Annotated in this window: 13 protein-coding genes; 3 read left to right on the top strand and 10 right to left on the bottom strand. The window is 53.2% G+C overall.

From position 1 onward, the window contains the following. The 6 genes from nuoF to lrhA form a co-directional block, all read right to left on the bottom strand. Positions 1 to 1338, bottom strand: a complete 1338-nt coding sequence (gene nuoF / locus C3F35_RS18985; protein WP_032612781.1) for an NADH-quinone oxidoreductase subunit NuoF — start codon at positions 1336 to 1338, stop codon at positions 1 to 3. Further along, the gene (gene nuoE, locus C3F35_RS18980; protein ID WP_014071107.1) at positions 1335 to 1835 is read right to left on the bottom strand and encodes an NADH-quinone oxidoreductase subunit NuoE; all 501 of its coding nucleotides are present in this window, start codon (positions 1833 to 1835) and stop codon (positions 1335 to 1337) included. The genes nuoF and nuoE overlap by 4 nt, the downstream gene beginning before the upstream one ends. A 2-nt stretch (positions 1836 to 1837) precedes the next feature. After that, entirely contained in the window at positions 1838 to 3640 is a 1803-nt protein-coding gene (gene nuoC, locus C3F35_RS18975; protein WP_072250777.1) for an NADH-quinone oxidoreductase subunit C/D, read from the bottom strand. Between the two features lie 89 nt (positions 3641 to 3729). Next, positions 3730 to 4404 carry an NADH-quinone oxidoreductase subunit NuoB gene (gene nuoB / locus C3F35_RS18970; RefSeq protein ID WP_032612787.1) on the bottom strand — a complete coding sequence of 225 codons (675 nt, stop codon included), beginning with the start codon at positions 4402 to 4404 and terminating at the stop codon, positions 3730 to 3732. A gap of 15 nt (positions 4405 to 4419) precedes the next feature. Beyond that, positions 4420 to 4860 carry an NADH-quinone oxidoreductase subunit NuoA gene (nuoA, locus tag C3F35_RS18965; protein WP_032612789.1) on the bottom strand — a complete coding sequence of 147 codons (441 nt, stop codon included), beginning with the start codon at positions 4858 to 4860 and terminating at the stop codon, positions 4420 to 4422. A 631-nt stretch (positions 4861 to 5491) separates the two neighbouring features. Continuing rightward, positions 5492 to 6430 (bottom strand): transcriptional regulator LrhA, encoded by a 939-nt coding sequence (gene lrhA / locus C3F35_RS18955; RefSeq protein WP_059307472.1) that lies wholly within the window; start codon positions 6428 to 6430, stop codon positions 5492 to 5494. 947 nt (positions 6431 to 7377) lie between these two features. Here lrhA and C3F35_RS18950 point away from each other — a divergent pair. Then, entirely contained in the window at positions 7378 to 8592 is a 1215-nt protein-coding gene (locus C3F35_RS18950; RefSeq protein ID WP_032612793.1) for a pyridoxal phosphate-dependent aminotransferase, read from the top strand. Positions 8593 to 8688: 96 nt separating this feature from the next. After that, positions 8689 to 9288, top strand: coding sequence for a 5'-deoxynucleotidase (gene yfbR, locus C3F35_RS18945; RefSeq protein WP_032612795.1), 600 nt, complete (start codon positions 8689 to 8691; stop codon positions 9286 to 9288). Between the two features lie 39 nt (positions 9289 to 9327). Here yfbR and C3F35_RS18940 read toward each other — a convergent pair whose 3' ends face one another. The 4 genes from C3F35_RS18940 to yfbV all read right to left on the bottom strand — a co-directional run bounded on the left by C3F35_RS18940 (position 9328) and on the right by yfbV (position 12951). Next, positions 9328 to 11160, bottom strand: coding sequence for an SLC13 family permease (locus tag C3F35_RS18940; protein ID WP_103792208.1), 1833 nt, complete (start codon positions 11158 to 11160; stop codon positions 9328 to 9330). A gap of 77 nt (positions 11161 to 11237) precedes the next feature. After that, on the bottom strand, positions 11238 to 11897 hold the full coding sequence (locus C3F35_RS18935) for a sugar phosphatase (RefSeq protein ID WP_103792209.1): 660 nt from the start codon (positions 11895 to 11897) through the stop codon (positions 11238 to 11240). 11 nt (positions 11898 to 11908) lie between these two features. Then, positions 11909 to 12403 carry a YfbU family protein gene (locus C3F35_RS18930; RefSeq protein WP_032612801.1) on the bottom strand — a complete coding sequence of 165 codons (495 nt, stop codon included), beginning with the start codon at positions 12401 to 12403 and terminating at the stop codon, positions 11909 to 11911. Positions 12404 to 12495: 92 nt separating this feature from the next. After that, positions 12496 to 12951 carry a terminus macrodomain insulation protein YfbV gene (gene yfbV, locus C3F35_RS18925; RefSeq protein WP_032612804.1) on the bottom strand — a complete coding sequence of 152 codons (456 nt, stop codon included), beginning with the start codon at positions 12949 to 12951 and terminating at the stop codon, positions 12496 to 12498. Positions 12952 to 13287: 336 nt separating this feature from the next. Here yfbV and ackA point away from each other — a divergent pair, with 336 nt between their 5' ends. Continuing rightward, entirely contained in the window at positions 13288 to 14490 is a 1203-nt protein-coding gene (gene ackA, locus C3F35_RS18920; RefSeq protein ID WP_032612806.1) for an acetate kinase, read from the top strand. Positions 14491 to 14553 lie beyond the last annotated feature (63 nt).

Below are 14553 nucleotides of genomic sequence, written 5' to 3'. Positions count from 1 at the left end.
TTACCAGCGCGCTTTCAGCAGGTTCGGCTGAATACCATTGATTGAATGGGTATTGCTGAACGGCTGCTTGATGCCTGCTTCGAATTCGTCGCGGAAATATTTAATCGCGCTCTGCAGGGGTTCAACCGCACCTGGCGCATGCGCACAGAAGGTTTTACCTGGACCCAGGAATCGACACAGTTGCTCAAGTGTCTCGATATCACCAGGCTGGCCTTCGCCACGCTCGATAGCACGCAGGATCTTAACGCTCCACGGCAGACCATCACGGCACGGGGTACACCAGCCGCAGGACTCACGGGCGAAGAACTCTTCCAGGTTACGCACCAGCGATACCATGCCGATCTCGTGGTCGACGGCCATCGCCAGCGCCGTACCCAGACGGCTGCCTGCTTTACCAATGCTTTCGAATTCCATCGGCAGGTCAAGGTGGGCTTCGGTCAGGAAGTCTGTTCCTGCCCCACCTGGCTGCCAGGCTTTGAATTTCAGGCCATCACGCATGCCGCCGGCGTAGTCTTCAAGAATTTCACGTGCGGTGGTGCCAAACGGCAGTTCCCAGACGCCCGGATTCTTCACGCGACCGGAGAAGCCCATCAGCTTGGTACCGGCATCTTTACTTGAAGAGATGCCCTGATACCACTCCACGCCATTAGCAAGGATAGCCGGGACGTTGCACAGGGTTTCGACGTTGTTTACACAGGTCGGTTTACCCCACACGCCGGAGCTTGCCGGGAACGGTGGCTTGGAACGTGGGTTAGCACGGCGGCCTTCAAGGGAGTTAATCAGTGCGGTCTCTTCACCACAGATATAACGCCCTGCCCCGGTGTGCACGAACAGCTCAAAGTCAAAACCGGTGCCGAGAATGTTTTTGCCCAGCAGGCCCGCTTCGGTGGCTTCAGCGATCGCGCGACGCAGGTTCTCTGCCGCTTCGATGTACTCACCGCGCAGGAAGATGTAGCCGCGGTAGGCTTTCAATGCGAACGCGGAGATCAGCATGCCTTCCACCAGCAGGTGCGGCAGCTGCTCCATCAGCAGACGGTCTTTATAAGTCCCTGGCTCCATCTCATCGGCGTTACACAGCAGGTAACGGATGTTCATGGATTCGTCTTTCGGCATCAGGCTCCACTTCAGACCGGTGGAAAAGCCTGCGCCGCCGCGCCCTTTCAGGCCAGCGTCTTTTACTGCATTGACGATCTCATCAGGCGCCATACCGCCCAGGGCTTTGCGCGCCCCGGCGTAACCGTTTTTGCTTTGGTATTCTTCAAGCCATACCGGCTGTTTGTCATCGCGCAGACGCCAGGTCAGCGGATGAGTCTCAGCAGTACGAATTACAGTTTTCATTTGTACTGCTCCAGCAGGTCAGGAATGGCTTCCGGCGTCAGATGGCTGTGAGTATCCTCATCAATCATCATGGTCGGCCCCTTGTCGCAGTTACCCAGGCAGCAGGTTGGCAGCAGCGTAAAGCGACCATCAAATGTGGTCTGCCCCGGCTTGATATCGAGCTTTTTCTCGATAGCGGCCTGAATGCCCTGATAACCGGTGATGTGACAAACAACGCTGTCACAATAGCGGATCACATGGCGGCCAACTGGCTGTCGGAAGATCTGGCTATAGAAGGTGGCTACGCCTTCTACGTCGCTTGCCGGGATCCCCAGTACTTTTGCGATCTCATAGATCGCGCCATCCGGCACCCAACCACGCTGTTTCTGTACGATTTTCAGCGCTTCAATGGACGCCGCACGCGGGTCTTCGTAGTGGTGCATCTCGTGCTCAATGGCGGCACGCTCTGCTTCACTCAGCTCAAAAGCCTCGGTTTGTGGTTGTTGATTCTCGTGCATAATTAGCGGTCCACATCTGACATAACAAAATCGATACTACCCAGATACACAATCAGGTCGGAGACCAGACTGCCGCGAATGGCGGCCGGGATCTGCTGCAGGTGCGCGAAGCTTGGCGTACGCACACGGGTACGGTAGCTCATGGTGCTGCCGTCGCTGGTCAGGTAGTAACTGTTGATACCCTTGGTCGCTTCGATCATCTGGAAGGATTCTTGCGCCGGCATGACCGGACCCCAGGAAACCTGCAGGAAGTGCGTGATCAGGGTTTCGATATGCTGCAGCGTGCGCTCTTTCGGTGGCGGCGTGGTCAGCGGGTGATCCGCCTTGAACGGGCCTTCCGGCATGTTGTTGAGGCACTGCTCAAGAATGCGCAGGCTCTGGCGCAGCTCTTCCACTTTCAGCATCACACGGGTGTAGCAGTCGGAAACACCGCCGCCAACCGGGACTTCAAAGTCGAAGTTCTCGTAGCCAGAGTAAGGACGGGCTTTACGCACGTCGAAATCAATACCGGTGGCACGCAGACCTGCACCTGTTGTACCCCACTCCAGCGCCTCTTTCGCGCCGTAGGCAGCAACGCCCTTCGAACGACCAATCAGAATGGTGTTACGCAGTGCGGCTTTCTCATACGACGCCAGACGTTTCGGCATCCAGTCGAGGAATTCACGCAGCAGACGATCCCAGCCGCGCGGCAGATCGTGTGCTACACCGCCGATACGGAACCAGGCCGGGTGCATACGGAAACCGGTAATCGCTTCTACCAGATCGTAGATTTTCTGACGATCGGTAAAGGCGAAGAAGACCGGGGTCATTGCGCCGACGTCCTGAATGAACGTGGAGATGTACAGCAGGTGGCTGTTAATACGGAACAGTTCTGACAGCATCACGCGAATCACGTTAACGCGATCCGGGGTGGTGATCCCTGCCAGTTTCTCAACGGCCAGCACGTAAGGCATTTCGTTTACGCAGCCGCCGAGGTACTCGATACGGTCGGTATACGGAATGTAGCTGTGCCAGGATTGACGCTCGCCCATCTTCTCAGCACCACGGTGGTGGTAACCGATATCAGGCACGCAGTCGACAATCTCTTCGCCATCAAGCTGAAGAATAATACGGAACGCACCGTGCGCAGACGGGTGGTTTGGACCGAGGTTGAGGAACATGAAGTCCTCATTGTCGGTACCGCGCTTCATGCCCCAGTCTTCCGGCTTGAAAGTCAGCGCTTCCATCTCCAGATCCTGTTTGGCTTTGGTCAGCTCAAACGGGTCGAATTCGGTGGCGCGCGCCGGATAGTCTTTACGCAGCGGGTGACCCGTCCAGGTTGGCGGCATCATGATGCGCGTCAGGTGCGGGTGGCCGTCGAAGGTCATGCCGAACATTTCCCAGGTTTCACGCTCATACCAGTTGGCGTTCGGGAAAAGTTTTGTGATGGTCGGCAGATGCATGTCGTTTTCAGACAATGCCACCTTGAGCATGATATCCGTGTTGCGGTCTATTGAGATCAGGTGGTAGAAAACGGAAAAATCCGCCGCGGGTAAACCCTGGCGGTGAGTACGCAGACGTTCGTCCATGCCGTGTAAGTCAAACAGCATAACGTACGGTTTAGGCAGTTTCTTGAGGAAATCAACCACTTCCAGTAACTGTTCACGCTTCACCCAAACAACGGGTACCCCGGTGCGGGTGGCCTGAACAGTAAAGGCATCCGGCCCAAAACGGTTGCGCAGTTCGCCGATGACCGGGTCATCCAGATGATCCCGTGTTTGCCAGGCGGCGTCTTGCGCGGTTAAGTCGGTCATAGTGTTCACCATTGCAAAAGGTCCGTGGTGACTGTCGGGCGTGGCTTCGCGCTATTTGAATAGTGATATGCGAAGGTTATCTCCATGCCCACAGGCGCAAATTAAATTTCGTCTGGTGTACGCAGATTGGTCACTGCAATACGTTCGCCGCGTTTACGCTCGCGCTCGGACTGCATGTTAGCGCGGTATACACCCTGGTCGCCCACGACCCAGGAGAGCGGACGGCGTTCTTTGCCAATCGACTCCTGCAACAGCATCAGCGCCTGCATATAGGCTTCTGGACGCGGTGGGCAGCCCGGGATGTAAACGTCCACCGGGATGAACTTATCTACGCCTTGCACGACAGAGTAAATGTCGTACATACCGCCAGAGTTTGCACAAGCACCCATGGAGATAACCCATTTTGGCTCGAGCATCTGGTCATACAGACGCTGAATGACCGGCGCCATTTTGGTAAAGCAGGTTCCTGCCACCACCATCAGGTCAGCCTGACGCGGAGAGGCACGGAGTACTTCTGCACCAAAACGCGCAACGTCATGCACCGCAGTGAATGACGTCACCATTTCAACGTAGCAGCAAGAAAGGCCAAAGTTGTAAGGCCAGATGGAGTTTTTACGACCCCAGTTGACCATATCGTGCATGGCATTTTCGAGCTTGCCCATGTACACGCTTTTATTGACTTCTTGCTCCAGGGGGTCGGTTACGATCTCCTGTTTTTGCAGGGGGTAACGGTCATTCTCACCGTTAGGATCTATGCGGGTGAGCGTATAATCCATCTTATTGCCTCGCTGTTACTGCTGACGATTAGAGATACTGTTTTCCGGGTTGATACGTTCACGGCGTGAACGCGCAGGTGTCCAGTCCAGCGCGCCAATACGCACCAGATAAACCAGACCGGCCAGTAACACTAAAATGAAAATTGCGGCCTCGACAAAGCCGACCCAACCACTCTCACGAATGGAGGTTGACCATGCGAACAGGTAAAGCGCTTCCACGTCAAAAATGACGAAGAACATGGCCACCAGATAGAACTTGGCGGACAAACGTAAACGCGCAGTACCTACCGAATCGATACCCGATTCAAATGGCGTGTTTTTGTGCCTTGCCCGGGCGCGACCGCCGAGGAACCAGCCGCCGACAAGCATCAGGCAGCACAGGCCAATGGCTACGATAAGAAAGATTGCGAATGCCCAGTGATGAGCGATGACTTCTGTGGATGTTGACATACTCATTGCTTACTCATCAAAAGTGATACCTAAAATCCTGCTCTTTCTGGCAGATGGGCATCACATCGATTCATGGGGAGGAACAAATAACCTTACACTAACTGTCGAAAAATGAGACATAGACAGCAAAATGATGTGGTTTTTTACTCCTTTCTATAACCTTTTGTCAACTTTAACAAAAGTTTCTTCACATTAGATTACATTGTTCGAACTTCATTAACATTTAATGCCCTTTACCCTCAAAACGTGTGAGGCGCGTTCCGGCGTTGGGGTGTTGAATCGTGTCCGTAGTGATCTAACACAAAGATTACCTGCCTATTTTGACAGGATTTGCTACCGATTCCTCCCCCCAAAGAGGAGTATTTTCTTGATCTGTGACACGCTTTTGTTAATTCAATCAAAAAAACAGCAACATCTTAGCTGCTTTTTTAACATGCCCATTGACTTTGGAGAGAAGCGGGTGAGCGGTTCAGGCAGGGCACCATCGACTATTATCAATTTGATAAAGAAGACAATTGTCAAATGATAACGCTAATGTGTACGGAAGCAGATGCAAAAAAAGAACCACTCTGCGGGTTATCAGCCTGAGTGGTTCTTTTTCCGGGAACAAAATGTTAACAAAGCATGGGAAGTTCGTTTACTCGAAATCGCGCTCAATCACCAGGGAGTCATCCCCCCCTTCCGGAGTAACATTATTGTACTGCCAGGGGTTATCGTAATTTTCCATGGCATTGAAAATAGTCTGCGCCAGTTCGTTTTTGCTGAGCGGGTTGTGGCACAGCATATACTCCGTATCCGGCAGCGCAGGCAGCCCATCCGCTTTGCCTAGCACCCGTAAATCCGGGCTCATCATCTCAACCGGACGTGCCGTGACGCCCAGCCCCGCTTTCACCGCTGCGCGAACCGCAGGCAAGGTGGAGGCCACATAGGCGAGTCGCCATGGCACGTTGGCAGCATTGAGCGTTGCCAGCACGATGTCGCGGAACGGACTAGGATCGTCCAGCAGCACCAGAGGAACGGGCTCGCCGCGCTGCAGAGAAAACTCCGCGGCACAGTACCAGTGGGTTGGCGAAGTCCGCAGCGTCAGACTCTCAAACTGGCCGGTGCGGTGGGTTGTCACCACCAGATCGACCTCCTGCTCCTGCAACATATCAACCATAAAGGCATTGCGTTTAACTCTGACGTCCAGCGCAAGCTTCGGATAAACCGAACTAATTCGGTTGAGCAGGAACGGCAGAATGGTATCGGCCGACTCATCAGATGCGCCTAAGGTTAAGACGCCCTGCAGATTACTAAACATTAAAGATGTACACGCTTCATCGTTGAAGCGTAAAATTTTTCTGGCATAACCCAGCAGCTGAATACCGTGTTCCGTTAACAGCTTATTGCGACCATGACGGGCAAAAAGCTCTTTACCCACCAGTTGCTCCAGGCGTTGCATTTGTTGGCTGACCGCAGATTGCGTGCGGCAAACTGCGGCCGCGGCAGCAGCAAAGGTGTTCAGATCGGCGACCGCCACAAAGGTTCTCAGCAGATCGAGGTCGAGATTCAGTATCGGACGATTTGCATTAATCATATCTTTTCACTTACAGGTTGCTCGTACGGAGCTGCCCCGGGTTTAAGCTGTGTGCGTAAAAGTAATACAGTTCCTTCTGAAAAAAATCCTCTGACGTCCCGGTCTGGCAGAGTGCCTGCGTAATGTAATTGTGCTGGGTATATCAGTGGTCAGAAACAACTTATCTGACGATATTTTTATTCTCAAAAACGATTGAGATAAATAGAAGTTTGTCGGTTGATGTAAATTCCGTTAAAGACAATGCCTTTCCGACGTCAACTTTATCGCAGTAGAGGTTAAGCAGCAATGGTGTTACTTAACTTCTCAAGGCAGAGATAATTCAAACAATTACAACAAACTTTCAAAGGTTCAGCCAACAAGACCTGCTGTGGCCTGTTATCTTTACTCGCTAAACCCGGTGACATCTTACCCTAAAACCTTTTTATTTATAAGCCTTATTGCGCTTCCAGTGATTTAACCTGGTTGATAACTCGCTAAACTAATTTTATTTATATTAACGAAAGTTGTGATTTTGTCTTTATTTGGAAATAACTAATAATTCGCCCAGGACTTAATGATTAATAATACTTAACATTAATTTCACATGGGCAACCTTTATATAAAGACGCCGTGAAGTAAATGCTAGTGCATTTCATTCAGCTTTTACGAAATGTTGCTTAAGGAAACTGTAGCACTGCTACCCTGAACCTCTCAATAATCGTCTTTTTTGCAGCGTAAAATCCATTTTAATATGCAACAACCAAAATAAATAACCAAATAACAAGAAAAATGTGGATTATAAAATACATCATTGCTTCAAAAACAGTTAAAAATGTCGATATCGCTTTTGAGAGATGAACAAAATCTTCTTCTGCCGACGCTTCAAAATTGGCCAAGCGAGGAGTACATTGTTTCGTGCTGGCTTCCACGGCAGGAAGTCGCAATCACAGCGAAAAGGTTAAAGATTCATGTCACCCATCGAAAAATCCAGCAAGTTAGATAACGTTTGTTACGACATTCGTGGCCCGGTTCTTAAAGAGGCAAAACGTCTCGAAGAAGAAGGTAATAAAGTACTTAAGCTCAATATAGGCAACCCGGCGCCATTTGGTTTTGATGCACCGGATGAAATTCTGGTTGATGTGATCCGCAACCTGCCGACAGCGCAAGGCTACAGCGACTCCAAAGGTCTCTACTCAGCGCGTAAAGCCATCATGCAGCACTATCAGGCGCAGGGCATGCGCGATGTGACCGTAGAAGATATCTATATCGGTAACGGTGTTTCGGAACTGATCGTCCAGGCGATGCAGGCCCTGCTGAACAGCGGTGACGAAATGCTTGTTCCGGCTCCGGATTACCCGCTCTGGACGGCGGCGGTATCGCTCTCCAGCGGTAAAGCTGTGCACTACCTGTGTGATGAGTCCGCTGACTGGTTCCCGGATCTGGATGATATTCGCGCCAAAATTACGCCGCGCACCCGCGGGATCGTCATCATTAACCCGAACAACCCGACCGGTGCCGTTTACTCTAAAGAGTTGCTGCTGGAGATTGTTGAGCTGGCCCGCCAGCATAACCTGATCATCTTCGCAGACGAGATCTACGACAAAATTCTCTACGACGCGGCGCAGCACCATTCTATTGCCGCGCTGGCACCAGATCTGTTGACCGTCACCTTTAACGGCCTGTCGAAAACCTACCGCGTCGCCGGTTTCCGTCAGGGCTGGATGGTGCTGAACGGGCCGAAAAAACACGCCAAAGGCTATATCGAAGGTCTGGAAATGCTGGCCTCCATGCGCCTGTGCGCCAACGTACCGGCACAGCACGCTATCCAGACGGCACTGGGGGGCTATCAGAGTATCAGTGAATTTATCGTGCCTGGCGGGCGTTTGTATGAGCAGCGTCAACGCGCATGGGAGCTGATTAACGATATTCCGGGCGTCTCCTGCGTGAAGCCAAACGGCGCGCTCTATATGTTCCCGAAAATTGACATCAAACGCTTTAATATCTTTGACGACCAAAAGATGGTGCTCGACTTCCTGTTGCAGGAGAAAGTGTTGCTGGTTCAGGGGACGGCGTTTAACTGGCCGTGGCCGGATCATGTGCGTATCGTTACGCTACCGCGGGAGGATGAGCTGGAGATGGCCATCAGCCGCTTCGGGCGTTTCCTCGGCGGATACCATCAGTAAACATAACCCTCGGGCTGCCACTGGCAGCCCGATTTGCATCTCACCGCCCCTCCCCTCACAATGAAATCTGTCGCTGTGCAAGACCAAAGGTAACTTATGAGTCAGAGTCATTTTTTCGCCCATCTTTCCCGCCTGAAACTGATCAACCGCTGGCCGCTGATGCGTAATGTGCGCACCGAAAACGTCTCCGAACACAGCCTGCAGGTCGCTATGGTTGCCCACGCGCTGGCGGCCATCAAGAACCGCAAGTTCAATGGTCAGGTGAATGCCGAACGTATCGCCCTGCTGGCGATGTACCATGATGCCTCCGAGGTGCTGACGGGCGATCTGCCGACCCCGGTGAAGTACTTTAATTCGCAAATCGCCCAGGAGTACAAAGCGATTGAGAAAATCGCCCAGCAGAAACTGGTCGATATGGTGCCGGATGAGCTGCGGGATATCTTTGAACCGCTGGTTGATGAGCAGAGCTATAGCGAAGAGGAGCGGTCGATTGTGAAGCAGGCTGACGCGCTCTGCGCCTACCTGAAATGTCTGGAAGAGCTGTCTGCCGGGAATCACGAGTTTTTACTGGCAAAAACCCGGCTGGAAAAGACCCTCGAGGCGCGTCGCAGCGAGGAGATGGACTACTTTATGGAGGTCTTCGTCCCGAGCTTCCAGTTGTCCCTGGATGAGATCAGCCAGGATTCACCTTTATAGTGTTTTGCCGGGTAAGGCGCAGCCTTACCCGGCGAATTGTCAGAACGGAAACAGCATCGGGATCATCACGACGCACACCACCATCACCAGGACGGTAAAGGGTACGCCGAGTTTCACGAAGTCATTAAAGGTGTATTTGCCTGGCCCCAGCACCAGCGTATTAACCGGTGAAGAGACCGGGGTCATAAAGGCGGCTGAGGCGGCCATCGCCACCATCATCGCGAACGGATAAGGCGATACCCCCATCGATTTCGCCATTGCCAACGCTATAGGTGCCATCAATACCGCAGTCGCGGTGTTGGAGATAAACAACCCGATGGTGGCGCACATGATAAACAGGCACATCAACATCATGTAAGGGCCATAACCGCCCCCCAGTTCCATCAATCCCTTCACCACCAAATCGACGCCGCCGGTTTTTTGCAGTGCCAACGCGAAAGGCATCATGCCGACAATCAGAATGATGCTCGGCCAGTGGATCGCTTTGTAAGCGCTTTCAGCGTCGATGCAGCGGAATTTCCCCATCAGCAGACAGGCAATAATGGCCGCGATCGGGTTCGGGATTTCGTCGGTCAACATCAGCGCGACCATCAGCACCAGACAGAAAATGGCATGCGGCGCCTGGCTGTGGGCGGGAGACGCATCGCTCACCTCAACGGGTAAGTTCATCACCACAAAGTCCCGGCCTCTCTGGCCCAGTTGGGTGATCAGCTTCCAGTTGCCCACTACAAGGAAGATATCCCCCAATTCAAGAGGTTCATCCACCACCGAGCCGTCCATCGCCACGCCATCGCGTTTTAACCCCACCACGTTCAGACCATAACGGGTGCGGAAACCTATTTCGCGGACGGTTTTGCCGAGCAGCTCCGACTCGGGGATCAGCGATACCTCCGCCATCCCCACGTCCAGCGCCTGATCGGAGAAATACTCCCCGCGCAGCACCATCGGCTCCAGTAACTGCTCGCTACAAAACTCGCGCAGATCGATGTCTGCCGAAGACATATCAATCAGCAACACGTCCCGGGCGCGAAACTCCGATACACCATTAACGTTCACAATGACACGGCGAAAACGACGCCAGCGCTCTACCCCGATGACGTTAGCACCGTAACGTTCACGGAGTTTCAAATCATCCAGGCGCTGACCAATCAGCGGCGAGCCGGGGCGGATCGCCAGACGGCGGGCGCGTCCCGTCAGGCGATACTCTTTAATCAGATCGCGGAAGGTGCGGTGTTTCCAGCCCTCGCGGGGTTTATCCTGCTTGTCGCTCTTGAGGGCAAAACGGGTAAGCAGCATATAGATAATGCCCAGCACGAGGATCACCAGCCCCAGCGGCGTCACGCTAAAGAAGCTGAAGCCCTCCAGCCCTTCACGCAGCAGTTCGCTGTTGACCACCAGGTTCGGCGGCGTGGCCACCAGCGTCATCATGCCGCTGATAAGCCCGGCGAAGCTGAGGGGCATCATCAGGCGCGATGGCGAAACCTGCATGCGCATAGAGACGCTCAGCACCACCGGAATAAAGATGGCCACGACCCCGGTGGAACTCATAAACGCGCCAAGACCGGCGACGGTCAGCATCAAAAAGATCAGCATTTTGGTTTCGCTGTTGCCCGCCACGCTCACCAGCCAGGAGCCCATGCTGGTAGCCACGCCGGTACGTACCAGGCCATCACCGATGATAAACAGGGCGGCAATCAAAATAACGTTGGGATCGCTAAAGCCTGAAAAGGCTTCCGGGAGGGTTAAGGTGCCGCTGAGGACAAAGGCCACGATCACCAGCAGAGCCACGGCATCCATACGGACTTTGCCCGTCGCAAAAAGAATAATCGCGATAAGGAGCAGGCTTAAGACCCAAATAAGTTCACCGTTCAAAACAGATCCTTGTCAGAAGAGAGTGAGGCCGATAGTGCCATAAAAAAGCCCCAACAATGTGGGGCTATATCATGGGATTACATTTTTCGGGAGACTGTTACATTCCCGTCGGCAGTGCGGTTGACGTCTACGGCCTCCAGCGTGGTAAGTACCAGGTCCGCTTCGTCCAGACGTGGCGAATCGGCGGGAACCTTCACAGCGATGACGTGACAGCCTGCGTTTAGGCCCGCCAGCACACCAGCGGCAGCATCTTCCACCACCACGCACTCTTCCGGTGCCAGCCCCAGTCGCTTCGCGCCGAGTAAAAAGGCATCGGGTTCCGGCTTGCCGCGCGTCACCTGCTCGGCGGTGATAAACACCTCCGGTACTGGCAATCCTGCCGCTTTATGGCGCGCATGAGCCACAGGAACAGAGCCGGAAGTGACGATAGCCCACGGGATCCCCGCTTCATTCAGATGCTGGAGCAACTCAAGCGCCCCCGGCAAGGCGGTGATGCCGTCAGTATCGGTGGCCTCAACCTGCTCAAGCCAGGTAAACTCCGCCTGGATATCTGCTTCGCTTCTTCCCTGGAGAAAGTGCCGTAAAGAGGTTATGGCCTGTTTGCCATGGATAAAATTCAGCACCGCCTGATGGTCAATGCCATGCCTGTCGGCCCAGCGACACCAGGAGCGCTCCACCACCGGTAACGAATCTACCAGCGTACCGTCCAGATCAAACAGAAAACCTTTACACTGCACATCAACCTCCGTCAGGCGTTAATAATTTGTTGAATCTCATTGCTGCTCAGATGGTACTGACGCGGGCAGGCGTGCCACACGCTGAGCATACGTTGGTATTTGTCCCACATTGGGGTCTGGGCATTAAAGCCATGAGTACCGGCATCGAAATGGGTATAGCGCCCTTCCACATTGACCATAAAGCGAACATAGCTCAGGTAACGGGATTCAGTGGCCGCATCATAGCCCAGGAAGGTAACACGACGCTCGTCAATGGTCTGTGCATCCTTCAGGTTGGTCCATGAAACATGCAGGGCGTGGTACATCTCCATGATGTCGATAACGGTACGACAGGTCTCTTCCTTAAGTTCGCCAAACTCGCGATCCAGCTCGCGCATCTGTAAACCGAAACCACGTTCGACGATAGTCTGCAAGCGGCGATAGCGCTCTGCGTTGTCGGGATCAAGCATCGTCATCATTTTGTACTGATTAGACAAAATCAGACGTTGAGCGTGGGTCATTTCCATCTTCGACTCCTGTTGCACATGGCAGCGTAAAAAAAAAGACACGGTAACGTTGGGTTACTGTGCCTTCTTTTATTCATCGTTTCGATGATCAATCACAAGTCATCGAGGAATGTTTTATCAAGTTGCTTAAATGCCCGCTTCAGGGTATCTGCCAGCGCCTGATAGTCGGGTTTACCCTCGACCGGCGCCAGCGCCTGACCGGCATCCTGCAACTTACCGCGGACCTCATAGAACCAGGACAGCACCGACGGTGGCAACGGGGTGACCGAACGCTTGCCCAACCACCACAATCCCTGCATCGGCAGGCTCAGGGCAAACAGGGCGGTGGCCACCGCTGGGCCAAGTTGCCCACCCAGCGCAATCTGCCAGCACAGGGTGAAGACCGCGATGGGCGGCATCAGCCGGATAGCGTGACGGGTGGCGCGAATCACCCGGTTTTCAATAAAGACGGGCGCGAGGCGCTTTTCCAGTGGCCACGTCTTAGAGTAATGCTGTCCCCGGCGAAACAGGCTAAAAAAGCTCACGGAAGGGTTCACAGGTGTCGACATGGCTTACCTCAACTTCACATATAAAAATTAAAATATTCGTGCAAAACCACAACTGGTCATGACAACGTTCAAAAACTTTTGTCAGGGCTACCCAGTATCGGGTATCCTGTGCCGGCCTGCAAAGGCCTTAGACGAGGAATGTTCACTCGTCAAATTATCGCACATTATGCCATTGCCGGAAAAATGCGCAAAATGGCATAAAATCATATGTATTCTTTTCGTCATGCCAAAATGTACTTCGGGCATGATGTTAATCATAAATGTCAGCGATATCTTGCGCTACGATCCTTGACTCACTGACGTTTTTTTAGCCACGTATCAATAATAGGTACTTCCATGTCGAGTAAGTTAGTACTGGTTCTGAACTGCGGTAGCTCCTCACTTAAATTCGCTATCATCGATGCGATCAACGGTGAAGAGTACCTTTCTGGTTTGGCCGAATGTTTCCATCTTCCTGAAGCACGTCTTAAGTGGAAAATGGACGGCAGCAAACAGGAAGCGGCTTTAGGTGCAGGCGCCGCTCACAGCGAAGCGCTGAACTTTATCGTTAACACTATTCTGGCACAAAAACCAGAACTGTCCGCTCAGCTGACCGCTATCGGTCACCGTATCGTTCATGGTGGCGAGAAGTACACCAAGTCTGTGATCATCGATGACTCTGTTATTCAGGGCATTAAAGACTCCGCTTCTTTTGCACCGCTGCATAACCCGGCTCACCTGATCGGTATCACTGAAGCGCTGAAAGCCTTCCCGCATCTGAAAGACAAAAACGTGGCCGTGTTTGATACCGCGTTCCACCAGACCATGCCGGAAGAGTCTTACCTCTACGCCCTGCCGTACAAACTGTATAAAGAGCACGGCGTTCGCCGCTATGGCGCGCACGGCACCAGCCACTTCTACGTGACGCAAGAAGCCGCGAAAATGCTGAACAAGCCGGTAGAAGAAGTGAACATCATCACTTGCCACCTGGGCAATGGCGGTTCCGTTTCTGCTATCCGTAACGGCAAATGCGTTGATACCTCTATGGGTCTGACCCCGCTGGAAGGTCTGGTGATGGGTACTCGCTCCGGTGATATCGACCCGGCGATCATCTTCCACCTGCACGATACCCTGGGCATGAGCGTTGAAGATATCAACAAAATGCTGACCAAAGAGTCTGGCCTGCTGGGTCTGACCGAAGTCACCAGCGACTGCCGTTACGTTGAAGACAACTACGCAGAGAAAGAAGACGCTAAACGTGCAATGGACGTTTACTGCCACCGTCTGGCGAAATACATCGGTTCTTACACTGCGCTGATGGACGGTCGTCTGGACGGCGTGGTCTTCACCGGTGGTATCGGTGAGAACGCGGCAATGGTGCGCGAGCTGTCCCTGGGCAAACTGGGCGTGCTGGGCTTTGAAGTTGACCATGACCGTAACCTGGCTGCGCGCTTTGGTAAGTCTGGCTTCATCAACAAAGAAGGCACCACTCTGGCAATGGTTATCCCAACCAATGAAGAGCTGGTCATCGCGCAAGACGCGAGCCGTCTGACTGCCTGATTCCACACCGCCAGCAATGCTGGCGGTGCTGTTTTGTAGCCCGCCCGTTTTCGGCGGTAACGA

The sequence above is a fragment of the Leclercia sp. LSNIH3 genome (assembly GCF_002935105.1).
Lineage (GTDB): Bacteria > Pseudomonadota > Gammaproteobacteria > Enterobacterales > Enterobacteriaceae > Enterobacter > Enterobacter adecarboxylatus.
This window is presented reverse-complemented; position numbering and strand designations above follow the sequence as displayed.